Source organism: Campylobacter curvus (genome assembly GCF_013372125.1).
Taxonomy (GTDB): Bacteria; Campylobacterota; Campylobacteria; order Campylobacterales; family Campylobacteraceae; genus Campylobacter_A; species Campylobacter_A curvus.
Genome location: NZ_CP053826.1, coordinates 936,765 through 959,912, shown reverse-complemented (window position 1 = coordinate 959,912; position 23,148 = coordinate 936,765). Strand labels below are relative to the sequence as shown.

The 23,148-nt window shown below is 46.3% G+C and carries 17 protein-coding genes and 2 pseudogenes; 8 read left to right on the top strand and 11 right to left on the bottom strand.

What is annotated here, in order from left to right; genetic code table 11:
* Positions 1–2 precede the first annotated feature (2 nt).
* Positions 3–1,697: an acetolactate synthase large subunit gene (locus CCVT_RS04650; protein ID WP_018136259.1), complete on the bottom strand. Its 1,695-nt coding sequence runs from the start codon at positions 1,695–1,697 to the stop codon at positions 3–5.
* A 116-nt stretch (positions 1,698–1,813) separates the two neighbouring features.
* The gene (gene flgH / locus CCVT_RS04645; protein ID WP_018136258.1) at positions 1,814–2,521 is read right to left on the bottom strand and encodes a flagellar basal body L-ring protein FlgH; all 708 of its coding nucleotides are present in this window, start codon (positions 2,519–2,521) and stop codon (positions 1,814–1,816) included.
* A gap of 67 nt (positions 2,522–2,588) precedes the next feature.
* Between flgH and pta the strand changes: the two genes are divergently transcribed.
* Both pta and CCVT_RS04635 read left to right on the top strand, forming a co-directional pair.
* Positions 2,589–3,959 carry a phosphate acetyltransferase gene (gene pta, locus CCVT_RS04640; protein WP_018136257.1) on the top strand — a complete coding sequence of 457 codons (1,371 nt, stop codon included), beginning with the start codon at positions 2,589–2,591 and terminating at the stop codon, positions 3,957–3,959.
* A 1-nt stretch (position 3,960) separates the two neighbouring features.
* A complete protein-coding gene (locus CCVT_RS04635) occupies positions 3,961–5,157 on the top strand; it encodes an acetate kinase (RefSeq protein ID WP_018136256.1) in 1,197 nt (398 codons plus the stop codon).
* A gap of 294 nt (positions 5,158–5,451) precedes the next feature.
* On the opposite strand, the gene CCVT_RS04630 is transcribed toward CCVT_RS04635, so the two are convergent.
* The 9 genes and pseudogenes from CCVT_RS04630 to CCVT_RS04590 all read right to left on the bottom strand — a co-directional run bounded on the left by CCVT_RS04630 (position 5,452) and on the right by CCVT_RS04590 (position 15,912).
* Complete coding sequence (locus tag CCVT_RS04630) at positions 5,452–5,895, bottom strand: SEL1-like repeat protein (RefSeq protein ID WP_018136255.1); 444 nt, start codon at positions 5,893–5,895, stop codon at positions 5,452–5,454.
* Positions 5,895–7,322 (bottom strand): Mur ligase family protein, encoded by a 1,428-nt coding sequence (locus CCVT_RS04625; protein ID WP_018136254.1) that lies wholly within the window; start codon positions 7,320–7,322, stop codon positions 5,895–5,897. The genes CCVT_RS04630 and CCVT_RS04625 overlap by 1 nt, the downstream gene beginning before the upstream one ends.
* Positions 7,319–8,089 (bottom strand): alpha/beta fold hydrolase, encoded by a 771-nt coding sequence (locus CCVT_RS04620; RefSeq protein WP_018136253.1) that lies wholly within the window; start codon positions 8,087–8,089, stop codon positions 7,319–7,321. Before CCVT_RS04620 ends, CCVT_RS04625 begins: the two co-directional genes overlap by 4 nt.
* A complete protein-coding gene (locus tag CCVT_RS04615) occupies positions 8,079–8,309 on the bottom strand; it encodes a type II toxin-antitoxin system Phd/YefM family antitoxin (RefSeq protein ID WP_009650391.1) in 231 nt (76 codons plus the stop codon). Before CCVT_RS04615 ends, CCVT_RS04620 begins: the two co-directional genes overlap by 11 nt.
* A 77-nt stretch (positions 8,310–8,386) precedes the next feature.
* On the bottom strand, positions 8,387–9,430 hold the full coding sequence (locus CCVT_RS04610; RefSeq protein ID WP_018136252.1) for a D-alanine--D-alanine ligase: 1,044 nt from the start codon (positions 9,428–9,430) through the stop codon (positions 8,387–8,389).
* A gap of 11 nt (positions 9,431–9,441) precedes the next feature.
* Positions 9,442–9,996, bottom strand: a complete 555-nt coding sequence (ruvA, locus tag CCVT_RS04605) for a Holliday junction branch migration protein RuvA (RefSeq protein ID WP_018136251.1) — start codon at positions 9,994–9,996, stop codon at positions 9,442–9,444.
* An 18-nt stretch (positions 9,997–10,014) separates the two neighbouring features.
* Entirely contained in the window at positions 10,015–11,931 is a 1,917-nt protein-coding gene (locus CCVT_RS04600; protein ID WP_018136250.1) for a flagellar assembly protein A, read from the bottom strand.
* Positions 11,932–12,109: 178 nt separating this feature from the next.
* Positions 12,110–13,861 (bottom strand): annotated as a pseudogene (locus tag CCVT_RS04595) (aryl-sulfate sulfotransferase).
* 203 nt (positions 13,862–14,064) lie between these two features.
* Entirely contained in the window at positions 14,065–15,912 is a 1,848-nt protein-coding gene (locus tag CCVT_RS04590; RefSeq protein ID WP_018136249.1) for an aryl-sulfate sulfotransferase, read from the bottom strand.
* Between the two features lie 263 nt (positions 15,913–16,175).
* Here CCVT_RS04590 and CCVT_RS04585 point away from each other — a divergent pair, with 263 nt between their 5' ends.
* From CCVT_RS04585 to cysS, 6 genes and pseudogenes are all read left to right on the top strand, one after another.
* Positions 16,176–16,835, top strand: a complete 660-nt coding sequence (locus CCVT_RS04585; RefSeq protein ID WP_018136248.1) for a thiol:disulfide interchange protein DsbA/DsbL — start codon at positions 16,176–16,178, stop codon at positions 16,833–16,835.
* A 9-nt stretch (positions 16,836–16,844) separates the two neighbouring features.
* Positions 16,845–17,477 carry a protein-disulfide oxidoreductase DsbI gene (dsbI, locus tag CCVT_RS04580; RefSeq protein ID WP_018136247.1) on the top strand — a complete coding sequence of 211 codons (633 nt, stop codon included), beginning with the start codon at positions 16,845–16,847 and terminating at the stop codon, positions 17,475–17,477.
* Between the two features lie 223 nt (positions 17,478–17,700).
* Positions 17,701–19,350 (top strand): sensor histidine kinase, encoded by a 1,650-nt coding sequence (locus tag CCVT_RS04575; protein WP_026175435.1) that lies wholly within the window; start codon positions 17,701–17,703, stop codon positions 19,348–19,350.
* 293 nt (positions 19,351–19,643) lie between these two features.
* Positions 19,644–20,320, top strand: a pseudogene (locus CCVT_RS04570) (response regulator transcription factor).
* A gap of 53 nt (positions 20,321–20,373) precedes the next feature.
* Entirely contained in the window at positions 20,374–21,774 is a 1,401-nt protein-coding gene (gene murJ, locus CCVT_RS04565; protein WP_018136245.1) for a murein biosynthesis integral membrane protein MurJ, read from the top strand.
* Positions 21,761–23,143, top strand: coding sequence for a cysteine--tRNA ligase (gene cysS / locus CCVT_RS04560; protein WP_018136244.1), 1,383 nt, complete (start codon positions 21,761–21,763; stop codon positions 23,141–23,143). The genes murJ and cysS overlap by 14 nt, the downstream gene beginning before the upstream one ends.
* Positions 23,144–23,148: the final 5 nt, after the last annotated feature.

The window sequence follows — 23,148 nt, the reverse complement described above, 5'->3', positions numbered from 1 at the left end:
ACTCATTTTTGACCCTTGCCATCAAGTATCATGTTATATATCGCAGCGCCTGCCGGTACCATAGGAAGCACGTTCTCAAAGCGGTCTATGACGACATCTATGAGCGAAATTTTATCGCTTTTGAGAGCGGTTTTGAGCGCTTTTTGAAATTCCGCCTTTGTGCTTACTTTAAAGCCTATACCGCCAAAGCTTTGCGCTAATTTAACAAAATCCGGCTGGATCTCAAGATCCGTCGCCGAGTAACGCTCTCCGTAAAAAAATGTCTGCCACTGACGCACCATGCCCAAAAAGCTATTGTTCAAAATGATGTTTATGACGGGCTTTTTATTCACGCTTGCAGTCATCAGCTCTTGGATATTCATCAGTATCGAGCCGTCTCCGGTGAAATTTACGACCGGCTTATCTCCTACGGCCCATTTAGCACCTAGCGCAGCAGGCAGGCCGTATCCCATAGTGCCTTGTCCGCCGCTGGTTATCAGCTGACGAGGCCTGTTAAACGGATAAAACTGCGCTACCCACATTTGATGCTGCCCTACGTCGGTGGCTATCACTGCGTCCTTGCCGACTATTTTTGCGGTTTGCTGGACGATCCATTGAGGCTTTAAAATTTTATTGCTGTCCTCAAATTTAAGAGGATAAAGCGATGAATAACGAGCCAAAATTTCCCTCCAAGGTGCGAAAGTCTCGCTGTTTGCATTTATGCGAGGGATGAGCTCCTCAAGCACACTCTTTAGATCGCCTACTATCGGGAAATGAGCGTTTATTATCTTTGAGATAGAGCTTGGATCGATGTCGATGTGGATGATCTTGGCGTGCTTTGCAAATTCGCTCAGCTTTCCGGTTATACGATCATCAAACCTCGCTCCCAGCGCGATCAGCAGATCGCTCTCCGATAGCGCCATATTTGCCGCGTAGCTACCGTGCATGCCGGCCATACCTAAATTCAGCTCGTCATCATGGACTAAAACACCAAGCCCCATCAGCGTGCAAACACTTGGTATGCCGGCTTTTTTGACAAATTCCCTCACTAGCTGGCTAGCCTGCGAGCTGATCGCGCCACCACCCACGTAAACGAGTGGCCTTTTGCTCGCCTCTATGACCTCGGCAGCCTTTTTTATCTGTTTTGCGTTGCCCTTATATGTCGGCTTGTAAGTAGGTATGTTTATCTCTTTTGGGTATTCAAATTTTCCTACCGCAGCTGTTATATCCTTTGGTACGTCGATATGCACGGGTCCCGGTCGTCCGGTGCGAGCGATGTAAAACGCCTCTTTTAAAATTCTAGGCAGCTCTTCGATATTTTTTACAAGGTAGTTGTGCTTCACACAGGAGCGCGAGATCCCTACGGCGTCGATCTCTTGAAATGCGTCCGTTCCTATCAGCGATGTCGCGACCTGTCCGCTTATAAGCACGAGAGGGATGCTGTCTGAATACGCAGTCGCGAGCCCGGTCACGGCATTTGTAAATCCAGGACCGCTCGTAACAAACGCTACTCCTACCTTGCCGCTAGCACGTGCGTATCCATCGGCTGCGTGCACTGCGGCTTGCTCGTGGCGCGTGAGGACATGCTCGAAATAATTTTGTTTATATGTTTCGTCGTAGATATTTAGCGCCGCACCGCCAGGATAGCCAAAAACGACATCCACTCCTTCAAGCTTCAGTGCTTCGCTTATCATTTGCGAACCGTTTAACTCTTTCATCTTTCCGCCTTGCTTGAAATTTAGGCCTTATTATATCCTTAAAATTTTAAAAATAGATGATATACGGGCAAATTTGAATATAGCTGTTACATTTTTTAGCACTTGAATTTACAAGCTTAAAAAGGCCAGATAGCCTCCATGAGTCTCGTGCCCCAAGGCTTTTTGGTAGATTTGTCCACGTCGCCCTCGGTCTTATATAAAATTTTGGCGTCGGCGATGTATTTGGAGTCGATCTGGTTGTTTTGCGAGATGTCGTAAGGGCGGATGACTCCGCTTACTTGAATGATCTGTTTTTCGCCGTTTACTAAAATTTCGCGGCTGCCCTCTATGAAATAGTTTCCGTTGTTTAAAATTTTGATGATCCTAGCCGAGATGGTCGCGGTAAATCGCTCGTTCCTGCTCGTCGTGCCGCTACCTTCGAATTTATTTTCGCCGCCGGCCTTAAAGCCGATATCAGAATATTTATTTAGCTGATTTGCGACCGTGGAAAGCGGCGCCGCACCCGCAGTGAAAACACCTCCGCCAAGCGAAGTGGTGCTGTCTCTGCTTGATTTTTTACTACCCGTAGAGGACTGCGTGGCGGTCTCTGAGATGACGACTGTCACGATGTCATTGACGTTCATAGCTTTTCTATCTGAAAAAAGAGGATTTTCTCCACGCCCAAAGAGGCTTCCTGCGTTGCTTTGGCCGCTTCCGCTCTCTTTGGCCGGTAGCTGCTCAACATAAACCGGCGGTTTCATATTGATGTGCGGATCGGCACTTGGCGTACAACCCGTGTAAAGTATGGTAGCAGCGACGAAGGACAAGCAGTATCTAAATTTCATAAAAAAGCCTTAAAATCTATATGTTTATGCTAAAATTAAGCAAATAAAGTTCCAAAAAGGCACCGCAATGAACAGCTGTTACATATTTAGCGATGAAAATTTAGCATATTTAAAGGGGATTATATCAGCAAAATTTAAAAAAGTCGCTGTTTTACAGATAAAAATCAACAACGAGGAACAAGAAAAATTCATAAACGGCAAAGAGAAAGATTTTTTTATCGCGCTCATCGATAAATTTGAAAAACAAAAAGAGCAAAACGACTTCGTCATAGTCGTAGGCTGTGAAAATTTCAGCGTTTTTGGCGCTTGCGAGCTAAATTTAAAGATAGCCAAAAATTTAAACTGCCCTGTCTTCGAGCCTCAAAATTTCAAAGCCTTAAAAGCGCTAAATCCAAACTCAAAGCTCATAATCAGCGGCGATATAGATGAAATTTTAAGCTGCACCCAAGAGATAATCACACCGTATAAATTTGAAAATATCTTACTAAACCGCGCAAGAAGCGCCCGCTCGTCGGTCGTTTTGCCGGAGAGTGACGACGAACGCGTCTTACATGCGGCTGAAATTTTACTCGCTCAAGGTGCGGTCGATATAGTCCTCTTAGGAAACGAAGCCGCCATCAAGCAAAAGCAAAGCGAACTGGGGCTAAATTTAAGCAAAGCTCGCATCATCGATCCTCAAAACAATGACTACACACAGGCCTTTGCGGCTAAAATTTACGAGCTGCGCAAGGCAAAAGGCGTGAGCGAAAAAGACGCCGAGCGGATGGCGCGAGATAAGGTGTATTTCGCAACGATGTTGGTAAATGAGGGCATGGTAGGCGCGATGGTGAGCGGAGCTAGCATGAGCACGGCCGATACCATACGCCCCGCCCTTCAGATCATCAAAACAAAGCCGCAGACAAAGATCGTCTCGGGGCTATTTTTCATGGCGCTAGAGGAGGAAATTTTACTCTACGCAGACTGCGCTATCACGCCAAATCCAAGTGCCGAGGAGCTAGCGGGCATAGCCGTCATCACGGCTCAAACGGCGGCTTCGTTTGGGCTGCAACCTCGTGTAGCGATGCTTAGCTACTCGACTGCGGACAGTGGCAGTGGGCCTGACGTGGAGTTTGTAAAGCTCGCGGCTAAAAAGGCGCTGGAAATCGAGCCTAATTTAAGCCTGGCCGCCCCTATCCAATACGACGCAGCGGTCGATGTCAAAGTAGGCGCTAAAAAAATGCCAAATTCCAGCGTAGCGGGACGGGCAAATGTATTTATATTTCCAAATTTAAACTGCGCAAATATCTGCTACAAGGCCGTTCAACGCAGTGCAAACGCCCTAGCCGTAGGACCGGTACTACAAGGCCTCAAAAAGCCGGTAAATGATCTAAGCAGAGGCTGCCTCGTCGAAGACATCGTAAATACAGTGCTGATAAGCGCGATACAAGCGGGAGAATGATATGAAAATTTTGGTTTTAAACTCTGGTAGTAGCTCTATAAAATTTCAGCTATTTTTGATGGAAGAAAATCGCAGCATAGCAAGCGGTATCGTGGAGCAGATCGGTAGTGAGAATTCTCGCGCCGTGCTTAAAGCAAACTCAAAAGAATACGAGAAAAAAAGAGCGATAAAAGACCACCATGAAGGGCTTGACGTGATGAACGAGCTCTTTCGCGAGTCAAACACGTTGCATGATCTTAGCGAGCTTGACGGCATCGGACACCGTATTGTGCACGGTGGCGAGAGCTTTTTTAGCTCGATGATAGTAGATGACTCCGTGATAGCCAAGATCGAGCAGATAAGCCCGCTGGCACCGCTTCATAATCCCGGTCACATAGCCGGCATAAAAAACGCCATGCAAAGTAGCGGCGACGTCCCTCACGTGGTGGTTTTTGACACCGTATTTCATCAGACCATGCCAGAATACGCCTACCGATACGCCCTACCCTACGACATCTGTAAAGAGCATCATATCAGGAAATACGGCTTTCACGGCACATCTCACAGATATGTGTGCAAGCGTGCGGCAAGCTTGATGGGGATAGAATTTCAAAATTTCAACGCCATTTCGCTTCACCTTGGCAACGGAGCTAGCGCTTGTGCGGTGCAAAACGGCAAAAGTATCGATACCTCGATGGGACTTAGCCCGCTTGAGGGGCTCATAATGGGAACTAGAAGCGGCGACATGGACCCTGCGGTAGTCGTGTATCTGCTAAATATCGGCGTCTTGAAATGGGACGAGATAGATACGTTTTTAAATAAAAAAAGCGGTCTCTTTGGTATCTGCGGCTCTAGCGACATGCGCGACGTGGTCGCAAAAATGGCAAACGACGAGCGAGCCAAGCTTGCTTTTGAGATGTTTTGCTACCGTGTCAAAAAATATATCGGAGCCTACTACGCGGTGCTTGGCCGTGTCGATGCGCTGATATTTACAGGCGGCATAGGAGAAAACGCACCAAACACCAGGCAAAAAATTTGCGATGATCTAAAGCATCTGGGCATCCACGTAAATCACGATCTAAATTTCAGCCAAGAGCGCGGCGAGCGATGTTTGGACGATAAAAACGCAAAGATAAAAACTTTCGTCATACCAACGAACGAAGAGCTAGAGATCGCTATCGAAACCATGAGAGTGATAAAAGAAAGAGCGAAAATTTAGAGTTAAATTTCGGACTTCGCTTTAAATAAAATTTAGGCTCTGTTACAATATTTCATTGATTTTCAGCTTCAAAACAGGAGGATGCGAACAGCATCCCTGCAAAAACCTTGCTAGCGAGCTTATTACCGCCGATTTTTCACTTCGCTGTCGCTCGTGACGCTCTGCTTTGTAGTTGCAAACGAAGTGAAGCAAAAAATCAGCGAAACGACCCTAAGGGATCTCCTTGAAACGCTGCTCATGCAAGCGGCATTCAAGCAAGTAAATCTAGGCTTATAGCACGTTTTACAGCTAAATTTACTCGTTTTTTGCAGGCATTTGCGTCGCGTTTTGATCGCCGCTATCTTTATACTCTGCGGCGAGCTCGTCGTAGCGCGTCAAAGCGTTCTCGTAAACACCGGGAGCTAGCTTGTCGCCTATATCTTTTTTCAGATCCACGATATCGCTGCATGCGTTTAGATACCCAAGATCGCAGCTTTTCATTACAAATTCCACGCCTATATCGATGTTTGAGCGTTTTTGCAAGCTAGCATCCATCTGTTCGCTCACCTCACCGTTTATATACATGAGCCCCAGCTCCTCGCAAGAAAGCTCGTCTTTAGCCTCGCAGCCGGCCGAAAATATATCGTAAGCCTTTTGCAAATTCCCGTTGTTTAGCTCGTTTATGCCCTTGTCAAAGTCATCTATGTCAAAGCCAAACATGCCAGTCGCGATCAGCGCAAAAAATATAAATTTCCTCATCACATAAAGCTCGGTGCGTCGTTTGAAAACAGTATCACATCGCCTGCGCGAGTGTGTTTGGCAAGCATCTCTTGCATCTTGGTCTTATCCTTTATGATGATTATTTCGGGCTTGACTATGGTTTTTAGCAACGCCTGCGCATTTAGCGGGCTTGATATCATCACCACGTCAAATATCTCGTTGATTATCTTTCCTAAATTTTCGTTTTCGGCTTGCGTGCTCTCGACGATGCCGGGCGTTATGAGCACTTTTCGGCCTTTATAGGTGCCGATGAGCTCGTAGCTAGCACTCATACCGACGAAATTTCCGTTAAAGCTGTCGTCTATTATCAGCTTGCCGCCGGCTTGCATCTTTTGCAAGCGATGCTCGACGTTTTGCAGTTTTTGTAGCGATTTTTTTATATTTTCTTCGCTAAGACCTAAAAATTTCGCTACTCTTATGCACGCAGCGAGGTTTGCGGCGTTAAATTTCCCGAGCAGAGGCGAGGTGTAAATTTCGCCGTCAAGGCTAAATTTTATCCCGTCAAAATCAGCGCTCACATCCTTTAGTCCGGCGTCATAAATTTGCGTCTTATCGTCTGCGCTTTTTAGCGTGGAGCTATGCACGAAAGCTTGCTCTAAGCGTTTGCTATGAAGCGCTTCAAGCTTGGTGGCGCGTATGTTTTCTATACTTTTAAAATACTCTATATGTTGCGCACCTATCTCGCCGACTATGACGATGTGCGGGTTTAAAAAGTCGGTGATCTCTTTGATGTCGCCTTTTAGCCGCGCTCCGGCCTCGGCGATGTAAATTTGCGTCTGCTGGGTTAAATTTTCATTGACATCTTTCATTAACCCGGCTAAGGTATTGACGCTGCGAGGCGTTTTGTGGCAGTTAAATTCGTCTTTTAGCAGCTCATAGAGGAAATTTTTGATGCTAGTTTTGCCGTAGCTTGCAGTGATCAAGATGACTCCCAAATTTGGCAGCTCAGCCAGCTTTTTATCGGCCGCTCTTTTGAAATTTTTAAAATTTAGCCTCTCCAGCATATCGCTAAGCGCCAAAGATATGACGACGACCAGAGTCACATCGCAATCTGCAAAATTTTTAAATAGCGCGTAAGAGAGTGCGTATTGGGTGAGGAGCGCCAGGCTTATGATGATAAAAAATCTCTTTATCCTGCCGGTGAAAACGAGCTTTTTATCAAGCTTTTTATGCCACAAAAAAAGCGCAGGCGCGTAAGCAAAATAAAAATATATCCAAAACCAATACCCTGTCGTGTAGTATAAAACTAGCGGCAAGATGATGAAAAACACGTGCCATGCGGGCTTTGTAAAATGAAACACGACTCGCTCGAGGCGGTAAGAGAACCACTGAAAGCAAGTGATGAGATAAAAGGCGAGCGCATAGGTAAAAACTGCGTTGCTAAGCCCGAAAAACAGCTCTTTCATCTCACCTCCTCTATGCCGCTTATGTCCTCTGGCTCTTCACTTTGATCTGTGTCCAGGTCGTTTTGGATCGTTTCGCAGATAAATTTAGCGTGCAGTAAAAAAAAGAAATGATCTCCTTTTAGCGGGAAAAAGGCACTATTTTTTATCATCTTATGGATACTCTCGCCGCTTTTTAGCGGTGTGGCGCGGTCATTTTCGCCCCAAAATATAAGCGCCCTACCCAAAAACGAGCTAAATTTAGGGCTAAAATCCTCGTTCACGACGTTTTTTAGAGTCTCATACATCGTTACGCTCATTCCGCTGACGTCTTTCGTCGCAAAAAATTTATAAAATTTACCAAACCCAAGAAGCTTGAAAATCTTAAAAACGGCGATCTTAAAACGCACGAAAAACGGCTTTTTCTCGACTATACCGGCCGAGCTTAGAAGCACTAAATTTTGAGGCTTCAGCAGGGTCGCGACCTTGCCACCAAAGCTGTGTCCGACGATGATGAGCGGTGGATTTGAAAAAGTGCCTATGAAATTTTGTAAAATTCTGGCGTAATCGCTCGTTTTTAAAGCGCGCTCTATGCTACTGGTACCAAAACCCGGCATATCGACATAAATATGGCAAAACTGCGGCAAAAACGCGCCGAAAGCCTTTTTCATTATCTCTTTGTTCGCGCCCCAGCCGTGTAAAAAAAGTATGCTTTGCTTGCATTTGGGGTTTAAAATTTCGTAGCTTATGTCGTATGAAATGCCACCAACTTTAAGAGTCTTACTCGCCACCGTTTTCTCGCTTTTTAGCCGTATATATCGCTTCCAGGACGCTCACGGCCTCTTGCAAGCGCTCGTATTCGCCCATATTTAAAAGCACGGCTTCAAATTTATTGTTTTTGACGATGACTGCGCGTTTTAGCTCGGCTTTACTGATCTTTGTCAAAACCGAGCTAAAATTTCGCACGACCTCGGTAGCTGTGTAAATTTCATCTTTACTGAATGCTGTCATTTTTACTCTTTACATAAAATTTTATGTAAAATTAGCATAAATTAGTTTAGATTATCCTAAAATAGGCGCTCAAAACGCTAAATTTTACCGCTTCCCTTTGCAGAAGTGATGGAATTTATAAATTTATAGTCGATATTTATCTTTCGCTCTTTTGGCAGTCTGCTTGCCGCAAGCGCATTTAACATCACCTCAAAGTCCTCGAATAGATAGTTTGCGAGGCTGCCCGGGTTTGGATTTATCTCATTTAGATAGACTTCGCCCTCTATCACGAAAAAGTCACAGCGGATTATTGCGCCCTCAAAGCCAAAGCCGTAAATTTTGGCAAAATTTTCCTTTAGCCTATCCCGTAGCTCCTCGTCGATCCTAGCCTCTTGCGCCTTGCTCTCGTTAGAAAAGCTCATATACTTTTGCTCGTAGTCGAGGAATTCCTTCTTTTTTGGCTCTTCGACGATAGAAAATCTCATCTTGCCGTCTATCACGCAACCGGCTAGATTATACTCCTTGACGCCCTCTATAAAGGGCTCTACCAGCACCTCTTTGTCAAACTCGAAGGCAACGTCTCTGGCGTATTCGAATTCGCTCTCGTCTTTTACGACGCTAACGCCTATGGAGCTACCAAGACGAGCCGGCTTTAGTATGATAGGCAGTGCAAATTTAGGCAGTTCTTCATATGTTATCATCTCGTAATCAAGCGTTTTCACCCCTACTTTTTGCGCTAAAAATTTAGTCAGCTCCTTGTTGTAGCTCATCACGCTAGCCTCAAGGCGCGGCCCGATATAGCTGATCCCGTAAAAATCGAACAACGAAGCGAATTTACCGTCCTCACCGTCCATGCCGTGTATCAAATTTATATAAACATCTACCTCCAGGCGCTTCACGCCAAAAAGCGAATGTGTATAAAATCCGCCCGCCATCAAAAACAGCTTTTTGCATTTTTTATATTTGCCCGAGCTGAAAAAATTCGCCCTCATATCGGTAGGCTCGATCAGGTAAAATTTACGCTCCTTGTCACAAAAAACAAAGCTTAGCTCCTGCTTTAGGACGTTTTTAAGCACGATCGCGCTTACTATACTTATCTCGTGTTCAAAGCTCTTAGCTCCAAAAACTACACCTAACCTCATAAATTTTCCTCTTATGCTAATTTTTTAAGCGCTTCTTTTACAAGCTCGCTCGTGCTTGTGCTCTTTAAATCAGGCAAAATTTTAACGATTTTCTCACGTTTAAAGCCAAGTGCCTCAAGCGCCAAGAGCGCCTCGTTTTGATACCCCGGCACGCTCTCGTCGCTGATTAGCTTGGCGTCGCTTAGCTCAGCTATTATCCTGCGCGCGGTCTTTACTCCGATGCCGGGCACGCTTTTAAAGGTATCTGCATCGCCGTTTATGACGGCATTTGAAAAGGCGTTTGGGCTCAGACTCGAGCATATCGCCATCGCCGTAGATGCGCCTATGCCGTTTAGCTTTATGAGCATCTCAAACATCTTTTGTTCATTCGTGTCTAAAAAGCCGTAGAGTAAATTTGCGTCCTCGCGTATGATCTGCGTGGTATTTAGCTCCGTTTTTTCGCCTTTGTTTAGTTTAGCCGAGCAAAAAAGCGATATGAAAAGCCCGTAGCTTACGCCTCCTGCCGTCTTTAAGACCACAAATGCCGGCTCTTTTTTCGTTATTATGCCCTCGATAGCCCTTATCATCGATATCCTTTGTGAAATTTAAAAGCTTGTATTTTCAAAGTCTTCAAGCTGATTTGACTTTTTGACCTTATACTCGACCTTGCCGTCGAAATTTTCTACCTTTTCCAGGCTGATGACGCGCGCCGTTTCGTTTTGTTTGGTCGAATACGTGATATTTTGCGGCGGATCGACCAGGACGAATCGTATCTCGTTTAGCTCTATCCAGTTGCCGCGATTTATGACCTTTGCAGAAAATATCCCGTTTTGCATCATCTCAAGCTCCGCCCTAAGATCGGCCACCTGCTCTTTTTTACTTCTAAATTCTTTTAAAAGCGCATTGTAGTCGTTTACCAGCTCTTGATATTCTTTTAGCTTTTTCATGAAGGTCACCGGCGGGATCACTTTAGCACGCGAAAGCTCCTCGACCTTGGCTTTTATGGTGTATATCGAGCCTTTGTTTTCGTCTATGACCGTTTTTTTGGCTTCCAGTCTTTTTGGCATCTGGCTTAGCTCTCGTTTGATCTCTTCTATCTTATCAAGCTGTTCGTCCGTCTCGTCGCTTCGCTCTTTCATCTTGCTGGCGTCGATTATGAAGCGATTGCCGGTGCCGCGTAGGTATTTTATATCGATGAGGTGAGCCGCCGTGATGGTGCAGTTTGAACCAAGCGTTTCTATTTGTATGCTTTGAGCCGTTATCGAGCCGCCTACGACGCTTTTAACTTTGACCTTTTTAGCAAGGACGCTACCGCCTTCTAGTCTGTCTATCTCGACGTTTTCGGCTTCTACATAGCCTATATGCGTGACGATGTTCGCGTTTTTGGCGTAAATTTTGGCCTTTTGATGCGTCTGTCCGCCGATAGTGACCTCGTTTGCTTTTATGATAGCGTTTGCGCCGATGTTACCCTTTACCTGCACATCGTCGGCCTCTACTATGACGCCCGTGCCTATCGCGTCTTTTATGAGATCGGTCTCTTTTACGACCAAGGTCACGTTCGTATCGACTCCAGCCTGGATAGAGCCTGTGGTTTTGAAATTTACCTCGTTTATCTCGAGGCGCTCCTCTATGTCAAACGTCCCCTTGTCTTCTACGACATAGCCCGCTTTTTTAGCGATAAATTTAACACCCTCGACGTCCTCTTTACGTTCAATGTTCTCAGTCACACTGATATCCGTAGCGCCGTCTTCTTTAGGCTCCGGAGTCTTTATAAATTTACCTCTTAGATCACGTCCATCACGTCCTGCGTGCGACCTTTTTTGCTCCATTATCACTTCGCCTGCAGCCACGCCAAATAAAAATCCGCGATTTGAGTAGTCTATCTTGTCGTCTTTTTTCAGGCTGTCAAGCTTGTTTTTGTAGTAGTAGATGGTCTTTGCATCGATGGCTTTTATAGGATTTACCCCGCTTGCAAAATTTATCGTGTAGTCTTGATCTATCTGATCCATCACGCGCAAAACGGAGGCGATCTTGGTCAGCTCCTCTTTGCTCCTGCCTACTCTTATGCCGATCAAAATTTGCGCCTTTATGAGTTGCTTGGCGATGTATTCAAAGAGCTTTTGCTCGTAGTTCGTCTCATAAACGCACTCGTCTGACTTGTGGATCGTCGCCACGATCTTTGTTATCAGAGGATTTACGCCTATGCTGATCTTTGGCAGCTTTGGCGCGTTATTTACCCTCGTGTCGAAAAATTCTACTTCGTATTTTTGCTCGATCGCCAGCGTAGGATCAAGGAAGAAATCGTTATCGTCAAATATCCTCAGATCGCCCTGCCCAACCAAGACGGGGTCTGAATTTTGCTCGTTCGTGTAGGTTGTGAGTATATTTTTTATATGAAAGTCGATGAATTCTATAGGGATCTGACTTTGTTTACTAAGCTCCTTTAGCTTGGCATAAGGGGTCGGTGTCTCTACCTGAACGGGCGATAAAAAATTTTCTTGTTCCTGCGTTATCTCACTCAAATTCTAGTCCAAATCATTAAAGTAGTCGGTATTATCTCTAAAATTTTATTAAATTTCGGTTATGCTTGGTATAGAAAGGTATGATGGATTTAAAAATTTCGGGGCAAATGACCCCGAAATTTTACTTTTTAAACGCCTTTTGCAGATCGATTGGTAGCGAGCGGTAGCCGATCGTGTTCTAGTTTATAAATTTCATCTCGAATTCGACCTCTTTCGTGCCGTATTTTATCTCCTCTAAAAACGGCGTGAGCTTCGCCTCGCCACTTCTAAACGCCTTTACATCGCCCATTCCCGCAGTCGCGGAATACACGAACATCGTGTCGCGTGATGGCTGATACTCCACTACCGAAGTTATCGGGCTGTACCACTCAAAGCCGCGCTCCTTGCCGTATTCCCAGACTTGCTGCACGGTCATATTTTTCTCATCTATGAGGTATTCGACGGCGCGGGAGTATTTCATATTCGGCAGTGCGGGCTGCTCCATACCGCGCGTGTCGCCGTTGTCAAAGACGCTCACATGGATTTTATCGCCCTTGCTTTTTTCATTTACTTTAAATGCCGTGTGCTGCGTCCAAGTGTAGTCAAACCCGCCCTTCTCGCTCGTGTATCCCGGGCATTTCGAGCCGCTCTCGCCGCAGTCTATTTTTTTACCGTTTGCATCTATCGGTTTTAATAGCTTGGCGGATAGCTCTTTGTTCCAGCCCTCAGGCGAAGATAATATCCATTTGACCTTTTTGTCGCGTCCGATTTTGACGACTGCGCTTTGGTGGCGGATCGAGATGATGATACTATCGTCGGCTGGATCGTAGTTGGCGGAATTTATATGCGCCCAGTTGCGTCCTGCGCCCACTCCGGTGACATCGCCCCAAGGAGCTTTGTCATCTTCCAGCTCTTCTTTGCTGGCTGTTTGCCCCGCTTTGCTCGCATCGACGTTTAAGCAGACTGCGCCTTGATCGAGCACGAGCAGGTTCGTCGCTCGATAGGGATCTAGAATTTCCATTATCTTCCACTCGTCAAGCACGTTTCCGTCTTTGTCAAGCTCGATGATCACGTCACGCACGGTGCGGACGTTTTTGCCATCTTTGCGTTTATAATCATTAGAGGCTACGCGCATCAAAAACGTGCCCTTGGCGGTCTCTTCCATATGATGAGAGAAGTCGATGTAGCTTTTTGGCAGCTCGCGTTGGAAAATTTTGCGACCCATGAGATCAAAGCGATTATAGGTCTGACTCTGACCCCAGACGATGTCGCCGTCCTTGGTCTGATCAAAGCCCATCATATTGCCCTTTTTCATGATATTGTTGGTATCTCTAAATTCGTCTGTTTTTAGATACCATCTGACGTCGCCCTTGCCATCGACTATCCAAACATAGCTTTCATAGTCCCACTCGAGCGCGCCGCCAACGGGATTGTTCCACGTCACCTAAGCTGCGTTTGGCAGAGTCGAGCTTAGGTGGTTCATCAGGTATAAATTTTTATGAAATTTCGGATTATCCTTAGTCACCACAGCTGTAGGAAGTGCCTGTGTTTGATTTGTCCCTGAGCCATACACCACAACGGCTGGGGCGTAAATTTTATACGTTTCGCTCACAGCTTCGCCGTTACGTTTGTAGCTTACCGCGACCTCGTTCACGTAGTCCGGATACAGCCCCCAGATCGGGATTCCTCCGTGCTGCAAGGCGCTTTTATCCGATACGTCGTAGCTGATATCCACGCCGCCCTTTTTGGCTTTGACGCTCACTTTGATGTCCGTGAGCGCGTAGCCTGCGCTTTTGATGACGGCGGTCAGCGGAGCTATCTTGTAAGGATTCATCACCACCGCGCCGATTTTACCCACACCCGGATAGGTAGCGGGGCCGCTTGAGCCGTCTGCTGCCAAAGCCGGAGTCAAAGCCGCGCACAATGTCGAAGCAACTGCAAAAGAAATCAACTCTTTTTTTCATTTGATCCTCCTTAAAAATTTAATTAATGCAATTTTAACCAAACCAGCTAACATAAAAATCACGGAAATATTAAAAAATATTGGAATTTGAAAAATAATTAGAAATTTTAGAATTTTAGGCTCGCAAAGGATGAAAACGAGCCTAAATTTATAAATTTCAGGGCAAATTCGCCCTGAAATTTTGCGTAAATTTACTTCTCAAACGCCTTTTCTAGGCTAAACGGAAATGCCTGATAGCCCATCGCGTTGGTCATTTTTATCTCGATCGCCGGCTCTTTTGCGCCCCATTCAAACTCGTTGATGTGAGGGCTAGGCACGCCGACCGGACGACCTTTGGCGATGTCAAACTGCATGCCGGCAACCGCTGAGTAAACCATCACGCTATCAAGATCGTCTTGATACTGCGCGAGCGATGTAACCGAGCTGTACCACTCGCTGCCGCGCTGTTTGCCGTATTCCCAGACTTGCTCGACGGTTTTAGCTTTTTCGTCGATTTTATAGACGACCGCGCGGGAGTATTTCATGCCCGCCATCGCAGGCTGCTCCATGCCGCGGGTGTCGCCGTTATCAAAGACCGTTAGATAGACGACGCCTTTTTTAGACTTGCTGTCGATTCTAAATGCCGTATGCTGCGTCCACTGCCAGTCAAATCCGCCCTTTTCGCTCTCATATCCCGGGCACTTTGAGTACTCGTCCTCGCAGACGATCTTTTTGCCGTCTTTATCTACAGGCTGGAGCAGAAAGCCTTTAAATTCGTCCTTCCAGCCCTTGTGCGCGCCCATTATCCATTTGACCTGTTTGTCGCGGCCGATCTTGATGACGGCGTCTTGGTGGCGGCTGGAGATGATGATGCTATCGTCGCTTGGATCATAGTCCACGCTATTTACGTGCGCCCAGTTGCGTCCGGGACCAGAGCCAACGATGTCGCCCCATTTTTCGCTCAAATCCATCGCGGCTAGCTCGTCCGAGCTAGCGGTGTGGCCTGCTTTGCTAGCGTCGATATTTAGGCACACCGCACCCTGATCGAGAGTTTTTAGCACGATGTCGCGGTACGGATCTAAGATTTCATACAGCCTAAAATCATCCACGACGTTGCCGTCGCGATCGACCTCGACGATGACGTCGCGGACCGTGCGGACGTTTTTGCCGTCGGCGCGTTTATAGTTGGCGTTTGCCGCGCGGAGGAAATAGTGTCCGTTTTGCGCTACGTCCATCGAGTGCGAGAAGTCGTTGTAGCCAGCAGGAAGCTCGCGGTTAAAGATTTCGCGGCCCATTATGTCGTATTTGGCGTATCTTTGGCCATATCCCCACGTCATCGCTCCGTCGTCGTTTTGTTTAAAGCCCATCATGACGCCCGCGGAAAAAGGCTGCTTGAGGTCGTAAATTTTACTCGCCTCCATATACCAGCGCACCTCGCCTTTGGTGTCTAGGATGAAGTTGTTCGGGCTATAGTTCCACTCGATCGCGCCGCCTGCTGGGTTGTTCCACACGACCTTGGTGCCTTTGCCCGTTTTATTTACGAAGTTATTTACGTAGTAGAGTCGGTTGGCAAATTTCGCGCTCGGAGCCTTCACGACTTCGATTTTATCAAACAGCGCATGTTTTTGATTTGGCATGCCGGTGCTTTCCAGATATATCGCCGGGGCGTAAATTTTATAGCTCTCTTTTACGTGCTTGGTTTCGCCCTTGTAGGTCTTGTCGTATTCGACCTCGATAGTGTTTTGATAGTCCGGATACATGCCAAATATCGGTATCCCGCCGTGCGTACGAAGGTGCTTGTCGGCGAGCTTGTAGCTGATCGTTTGACCGCCAGGCTTTGGTACGACGGTGACTTTGGCGTTGCTTAGCGTGTAGCCGCCGTTTTTGATGACAGCCGTAAGAGGCGCGATGTCGTAGGGATTTACGACCACTTCGCCGATCTGCCCTTGCACGGCGTAGTCGATACGCGCCCCACTAGGCCCGCCGATCGCAAGTGCGGCAGTAGCAAAACCGCCTAGCAAAGCCACTGATAGGGCAACTGATGAAAGCATATTTTTCATGGTTTCTCCTTTTGGATAAATTTTAGATTGTTTTATTTTTAAATTCGTCTTAAAAAATTTTATTAGTGCTATTTTAAGTAATATTTCTAACGCAAAAATCACAGAAACATTAAAAAATATTGAAATTTGGAAAATAATTTGAAATTTTAGAAAATTTCCTTAAATTTCATGCAAATTTATCTAAATTTCAGTCTAGCGTTATTTTTGCAAAAGCTGCGCAGTGTAAAATTACACCAAATCAAATTTAAAACAAGGAGTTTTCCATGAATTCATTTTTCAACAAAGCGGCCAAGGGGCTACTTGCAGTCGCGATGTTTGCGGGGGTTAGCGCGAGTGCATTTACCGAAGGCGAGGACTACGTAAAGCTAGAAAAGCCGCTTGACGTGCCGCAAAACACGCTCGTTAAAGTATTTAGCTACGCTTGCCCGTTTTGTTACAAATACGACAAAACCGTCACGCCAAAGGTTGTGCAGAAGGTGCAGGGGCTAAAATACGTGCCGTTTCATTTGAAAACAAAGGGCGATTACGGCGAGGCTGCGAGCAAGGTATTTGCCGTGCTCATCACGATGGACGAAGCGAAGGGCGTGAGCTTGTTTGACGAAAATTCTCTCTTTAAAAAAGCAAAATTTGCCTACTACAAAGCCTATCACGATAAAAAAGAGCGCTGGAACGACGGTAAAGACGAGGCTGCGTTTCTTAAAACAGGGCTCGAAGCAGCGGGCGTGAGCGAGGCGGATTATCAAAAAGAGCTAGAAAATCCAAAAGTAAAAGAGCTTCTTAGTAAATGGGACGCAGCCTACGAGGTGGCGAAAATTCAAGGCGTGCCGGCATTTGTGGTAAATGGCAAATATCTCATCTATACAAAATCCATCAGCTCGATAGACGGCATGGCGGCGCTGATTGAAGAACTGCTCAAAAAATAAGGCGCGGCGATGAATTTGGTCCAAAAAATCGCTAAATTCCAAGACAATCGCTACACGTGGGCGCTTTTGATATTTGTGAGCGTGGGGCTCGTGGTGCTGGCGCACTCGCTCTTTCAAAACTACGCCTATATGCCACCTTGTGAGCAGTGCGTCTATATACGTTTTGCCTTTTTGTGTATGGCACTTGGCGGCGTGATCGCTATCATTGATCCCAAAAATTTAGCCCTCGCCGCGGTGGGTTATATTTTTGCGTTTTGGGGCGCGGTGCAGGGCATAATGTATAGCGTAAAGCTCGCTAAGATCCACGCCGCAGTGCATGGAGACGATCCATTTGGTGTGCAGGGCTGCTCGACCGAGCCGCATTATCCCTTTGGTATCCCGCTTGAAAAGTGGGCGCCGGATTGGTTTTTACCCACGGGAGACTGCGGCTACGACAGCCCGATCGTGCCCGATGGCGTCACGCTAAGCGGCGCGCAAAAATACCTCGTCGATCTCTATCAAGACGGCTGGTATCTGATCCCGTCATCAAAATTTATGTCTATGGCGGACTGTACGCTGATTGGCTTTGGTGTGTGTTTTGTAATACTTGCAGCGATACTCGTATGCAAAATTTTAACTCTAAAAGCGCAAAAATCGGTCTAAATTTAGACCGATTTTGATATACTCTTAGTTACGTTAATTAATATTTTGAAGCAATGTCTTATGAAGCGACGCTATCGCCGCCGATTTTTTACTTCGCGCTACGAACAAGGAAGCCGTAAGGCTAACTGCGGTCTGCTCGCAGTTGCGAGTGTAACGAAGCAAAAAATCGTGCTATATGTTCGGCGTCTTGCGAAGCAAATAAGACATTGCGAAATTGAAATTTATGAAAGCCCTAAAAGAGCATAACTTTAAAATTTACCTTATCATCATCATTTCAAGCCTTTTTCTAGTCGCGCTTGGAGCAAACATCTACGTGGGCGCAAAGGTGAGGATCACCGAGCTAGCGAACAAAAATAAGGTCGCAACGAGCGAAAATATCGTGGATAATTTTCAAATTTGGCTAGACGAGCGGATAAACTCTCTCGTGCGCGCGGCAAAATTTATGGAAAATGCGGGCGTCGTCAGCGACGATGAGAAGATCAAAAATTTCATCGTGCTCTTTAAGCAAAATGCCAGAGAATTCGACATCGTCCAGCTGCTAAGAGAAAACAGCGAGATATTTGTAAATGGCAAACACATCTTAAAACCAAGCGATGAAAAAGAGGATCGAACAAGCCTCGTATGGTATGCAGAGACCAAAAATACGGATGCGCCGACGGTAAATTTCATGCAAAGGCACAGGGTGCTAAACGAAGGGACGTTAAATTTCTGCGTGCCCGTGCATAAAGATGGCAAATTTGCCGCGGCATTTTGCGGTGTGGTCAAGACTGCTGGCATCTTTAAAAATATCAGCAACTTCAAGCTACCGCCAAATTCGTATTCGTTTCTGGTCACGCACGGCGGCGAGGTGCTCTCACCGATGAAGGACACGGCACTAAAAGAAAAGATCGAGCGTAAATTTAGGGAGCTGTTTTTGACCGACGAGGACATCACGAGCCTAAATATCGGCTCAAATTTCATCTCAGTCGCCGAGATTCCCACGCTAAACTGGTTCATCGGGGCTGGCACGGACAACGAAAAAGAGCTAGCCGAGCTAAACCGCGCGGTGCTAAAAAACGCGCTCGTGCTGCTGTTTGCCTTTCTCATACTCGCACTGACGGCAAATTTCCTGCATAACTTCATGTATGCGAGGATCAAAAAGCTGCAAGATGAGTATGAGATTTTGCTCACGCACAAGGTGAAAATGAGCGAGGCGGGCGAGCTAATCAGCGGGATAAATCATCAATTCATTCAGCCTGTAAATTCGCTAAATTTGATGATCTCCACGCTACTGATGCTACAAAAAGACGGCAAGCTTGATAATGAAAATTTGCGCTTGATGCTACAAAGCGGGCAAAAGTCGGTGCAGCTACTCTCAAACACGATCGAAATTTTTAGAAATTTTTACAAAACGAGCGAAAATATCGAGGAATTTGACGTCGCCCAAAGCGTGAAAAACCTGCTAACGCTCATGCACACCGAGCTTAGCCGCGCAAACGTGCGGGTAAATTTAGAGGCTAAGGGGTTTGTCAAAGCCCGCCAGATCGAAAACATCATCCAGCAAATTTTGCTGATTTTGATCCATAACGCAAAGGACGCGGTGGTGGAAAAATTTAAAGATGACCTAAGCAGGCGCGAGATCAGGCTTAGCGTGAGCGCGGACGCGCAAAAGTGCCACATCACGGTGAGCGACTTTGGCGGTGGCGTGAGTGAGGCGCTGAAGGATAAAATTTTGACCGAGCCAAAGACAACCAAAAAGCAAGGCAGCGGCATCGGGCTTTACTTTGGCAAGAAGCTCGCAAACGAGAAGATAAACGGCGACATCAAGCTGCTAAGCGCGGCGAACCCGACGACGTTCGAGCTTAGTTTTGATGTGGATTTGAGGGCGGACTAACGGATAATAAAATAAGCAGACAGCAAGCGAAGTCAAATTTAACTGCTTCAAAACGTGTTGATTTTTTAAATTTGCCCGTTCAAGCGAAGTCAAATCTTATTTAGCGTGGCACTATCATAATTTTATATGCGCTACGCAAAAGTAGCTCGCTTGCAAAAGAATGCATCACGATTTTCGCGGTCAGCTTTGCAGCTTCCCTGAAAATCGGATGGCAATTTTGCCGCTTCGCTACTTTGACTTCGCGGATAGAACAGTCAAGCGCCGCACCAAAAATAAAAATTTAAAGGACAAAAATGGACGCTTATGAAACGCTTAAAAAGATTTCGGTTTTAGTCGCCGAGGACGACGAGATGGCGCGCGGGCTCATTGTAGGCGGCTTGAAGCCCTACTGCGGCGAGGTGGTCGGTGTGGCGGACGGACTGGCAGGGGTGGAGCGGTTTAAGAGGACTGGTGCGGACGTGGTGCTAACGGACATCCACATGCCCGTGATGAACGGCTTTGAGATGATGAAAGAGATCGCGCGGCTAAAACCGCAGCAAAAATTTATCGTCTTTACATCCTACGACACGGACACAAATCTAATAAAAAGCCTCGAACAAGGCGCGACGCTGTTTCTAAAAAGCCCATCGACATCAAAGACCTGCGCGCGATGCTAGTCACGCTCACGTATGAAAAGGACGAGCGGCTGGTGCGGCTAAGCGAGGCGGTGAGCGTAAATTTGACGAAAGAAAAAATCTATAAAAACGGCGAGGAGGTCTATCTGTCGTTTTTGCAAAATAAAATTTTCTGGCTATTTGCCTACAACCTAAACAAGCTCGTCACCTACGAGATGATCGAGGAATTCGTCTATGAGGGCGAGCGTGCGAGCAAGGGTGCGATACAAAACGTGATCCTGCGCCTAAAACGCGAGCTTGGCGTGAAATTTAAAAACATCAGCGAGAGCGGGTATATTTTGGTGGGTGATGAATGAGGATTTAAAGCTTTTTTTGTTAAGATGTCGTGTTTTAAATTTAGGTAGGTTTAATGTTTATAAAAGGCTTTTTCTCAAACTCGGTCGGTATCATGACCTCGCGTGTTTTAGGGCTTTTACGCGATCTTTTGACCGCCTCGATACTAGGAGCGGGGATATTTAGCGACATATTTTTCATCGCTTTTAAGATCCCAAATCTCTTTCGCAGGATATTTGGCGAAGGCGCTTTCACGCAGGCCTTTTTGCCAAATTTTGCCAAGACGAATAAAAAAGCCGTATTCAGCGCCGAAATTTTCTTAAAATTCCTGCTTTTCATCGGCGTTTTGACCCTCGCGGTCAATCTTTTCACAAGCGAATTCGTAAAAATCATCGCAAGCGGTCTAAGTGACGAAAATATCGCGCAGGCAGCGCCTTTAGTGAGGATAAATTTTTACTATTTGGCGCTGGTTTATTGCGTCACGTTCATGGGCTCGCTTTTGCAGTATCGCGGGCATTTCGCGACTACGGCGTTTTCGACTGCGCTTTTAAATTTAGCCATGATCGCCGCTTTGCTCCTAGCTCGCGGCAAGGACGAAAGAACGGTCGCCTTTTATCTTAGCTTTGGCGTCGTGGCAGGGGGGCTCTTGCAGGTGCTTGCTCACATCATCGCGATGAAATTTAACGGGATAGATAAAATTTTCTGGGGCGGCATCAAAGGTTTCATAAAAGGCAAACGCACGAGTGCGAAAGGCTTTTTTGGCAACTTCTATCACGGACTTTTGGGCTCGTCGGCGATGCAGATCAGCGCTTTCATGGATACGTGGCTGGCGAGCTTTCTAGCTAGCGGGAGCATCAGCTATTTGTTTTACGCAAACCGCATTTTCCAGCTACCGCTTGCCATTTTTGCTATCGCGCTCTCTCAGGCGCTATTTCCAAAGATCACAAAGCTTTTAAAGCTGGGCGATGAGCAAAATGCGCTTTTTTGGACAAAAAAGAGCTTTTATCTGCTGCTTACGGCACTGATGTTTGCGAGCATTTGCGGCATCGTGCTGTCTCATTTCATCATCTGGCTTTTGTTTGAAAGAGGAAATTTTAGCAGGAGCGACACTATCCAATGCGCAAATGTGCTAAGCGCCTATCTCATCGGCCTCACGCCATTTGGTCTGGCTAAAATTTTTTCACTTTGGCTGTATGCTAGGATGCAGCAAAAGCTGGCAGCCAAAATTTCAGTGATCTGTTTAATCGTAAATTTGATATTAGCGGTCATTTTGATGCGGCCATTTGGTGCGGCAGGTCTTGCTCTAGCTAGCTCGCTGGGCGGCTTTCTGCAGCTTGTTTTATATATCCGAGCGTTTGGCTGGAGGAAATTTTTAGGTATAATTGAGCCTAAAATTTTAGCGATGATATTTTTTGCATTGGCGCTTTTTGGCGCTTTGCTAGTATATTTAAAGGAAATTTTTAATGCAAATCTTTGATAGCGTCAAAAAACAAAAGATGGCTTTCGAGCCTATAAAAAGCGGCAAGGCGAGTATCTATCTGTGCGGCCCGACCGTATATGACGACGCGCATTTAGGACATGCCAAATCAGCCGTGAGCTTTGATCTGCTAAGACGCGTCTTGATAGAGCTTGGCTACGAAGTGAAATTCGTGCGAAACTACACCGACATCGACGATAAAATTTTAAAAAAGATGAGTGAGACGGGCAAAAGCCTAGAGGAGATCACGCAGCGCTACATCGCAAGCTACGAGGCTGACATGAGCGCGCTAAACGTCATGCAACCAGACATCAAGCCAAAGGCTACGCAGTGCCTTGAGGCGATAATAAACTACATCCAAAAGCTCATTGATAAAGGCGTGGCATACGAGCTAAAAGACGGGATCTACTTTGATACCGGCAAGGACGCGCAGTATTTTAGCCTAAGCGGCAAGGATAATAACACCGATCTCATCGCGCGCGTGCAAAGTAATGATGAAAAGCGCGACGAAAAGGACTTCGTACTTTGGAAATTTGACGACAAATGGTACGAAAGCCCGTTTGGCAGAGGCAGACCCGGCTGGCACAGCGAGTGCGTAGCGATGATAAAACAATACCTCTCAAACGACGGCGAATACGAGATAGACATACACGCAGGCGGCATCGACCTACTCTTTCCTCACCACGAAAACGAAGCGGCTCAATGCAGATGTGCCGAGCATAAAAAGCTCGCCAAATACTGGATGCACAACGGCTTCATAAAGGTAAATAACGAAAAAATGAGTAAAAGCCTTGGCAACAGCTTTTTTGTCAAAGACGCGCTTAAAAGCGTCCCGGGCGAGGCTTTGAGATTTTATCTGATCGCATCTCATTATAGAGCGCATTTTAACTACTCGCAAGAAGATCTCTTTGCCGCAAAGAAGCGTCTGGATAAAATTTATCGCCTCAAAAAGCGTGTACTTGGCATTAGTGCCGGCACCTGTGAGCCAAATTTCAAAGCAAGCGTGCTTGAAGCCTTGAGCGATGATCTAAATACATCAAAGGCGCTTGCCAGCGTAGATGAGTTTGTAAAAAGCGCAAACGACGGACTGGATCTGGACCCCAAAAATAAGGCTCTAAAGGCGCAGATAGCGGCAAATTTAGAATTTATCACGCGCGTTTTTGGTGTGGGTGCGATGGATGGCTTCGAGTATTTTCAGTTTGGCGTCAGCGACGATGAAAAGGCTAAGATCAAGGCTCTTTTAGATGAGCGAGCGCAGGCTAAAAAAGAGAGAAATTTCAGCAAGGCCGATGAGATAAGGGAAAAACTCAATGCGATGGATATCGCCATAATGGACACCGCCCAAGGCACGATGTGGGAGAAAATTTAAAATTT

What these genes read in the sequence shown, in the direction of transcription:
- CCVT_RS04635 (WP_018136256.1), top strand. Translation starts at nt 3,961, where the DNA reads ATGAAAATTTTGGTTTTAAACTCTGGTAGTAGCTCTATAAAATTTCAG.
- flgH (WP_018136258.1), bottom strand. Translation starts at nt 2,521, where the DNA reads ATGAAATTTAGATACTGCTTGTCCTTCGTCGCTGCTACCATACTTTAC.
- pta (WP_018136257.1), top strand. Translation starts at nt 2,589, where the DNA reads ATGAACAGCTGTTACATATTTAGCGATGAAAATTTAGCATATTTAAAG.
- CCVT_RS04575 (WP_026175435.1), top strand. Translation starts at nt 17,701, where the DNA reads ATGAAAGCCCTAAAAGAGCATAACTTTAAAATTTACCTTATCATCATC.
- ruvA (WP_018136251.1), bottom strand. Translation starts at nt 9,996, where the DNA reads ATGATAAGGGCTATCGAGGGCATAATAACGAAAAAAGAGCCGGCATTT.
- CCVT_RS04625 (WP_018136254.1), bottom strand. Translation starts at nt 7,322, where the DNA reads ATGAAAGAGCTGTTTTTCGGGCTTAGCAACGCAGTTTTTACCTATGCG.
- CCVT_RS04585 (WP_018136248.1), top strand. Translation starts at nt 16,176, where the DNA reads ATGAATTCATTTTTCAACAAAGCGGCCAAGGGGCTACTTGCAGTCGCG.
- dsbI (WP_018136247.1), top strand. Translation starts at nt 16,845, where the DNA reads ATGAATTTGGTCCAAAAAATCGCTAAATTCCAAGACAATCGCTACACG.
- CCVT_RS04630 (WP_018136255.1), bottom strand. Translation starts at nt 5,895, where the DNA reads ATGAGGAAATTTATATTTTTTGCGCTGATCGCGACTGGCATGTTTGGC.
- CCVT_RS04615 (WP_009650391.1), bottom strand. Translation starts at nt 8,309, where the DNA reads ATGACAGCATTCAGTAAAGATGAAATTTACACAGCTACCGAGGTCGTG.
- CCVT_RS04590 (WP_018136249.1), bottom strand. Translation starts at nt 15,912, where the DNA reads ATGAAAAATATGCTTTCATCAGTTGCCCTATCAGTGGCTTTGCTAGGC.
- CCVT_RS04610 (WP_018136252.1), bottom strand. Translation starts at nt 9,430, where the DNA reads ATGAGGTTAGGTGTAGTTTTTGGAGCTAAGAGCTTTGAACACGAGATA.
- cysS (WP_018136244.1), top strand. Translation starts at nt 21,761, where the DNA reads ATGCAAATCTTTGATAGCGTCAAAAAACAAAAGATGGCTTTCGAGCCT.
- murJ (WP_018136245.1), top strand. Translation starts at nt 20,374, where the DNA reads ATGTTTATAAAAGGCTTTTTCTCAAACTCGGTCGGTATCATGACCTCG.
- CCVT_RS04650 (WP_018136259.1), bottom strand. Translation starts at nt 1,697, where the DNA reads ATGAAAGAGTTAAACGGTTCGCAAATGATAAGCGAAGCACTGAAGCTT.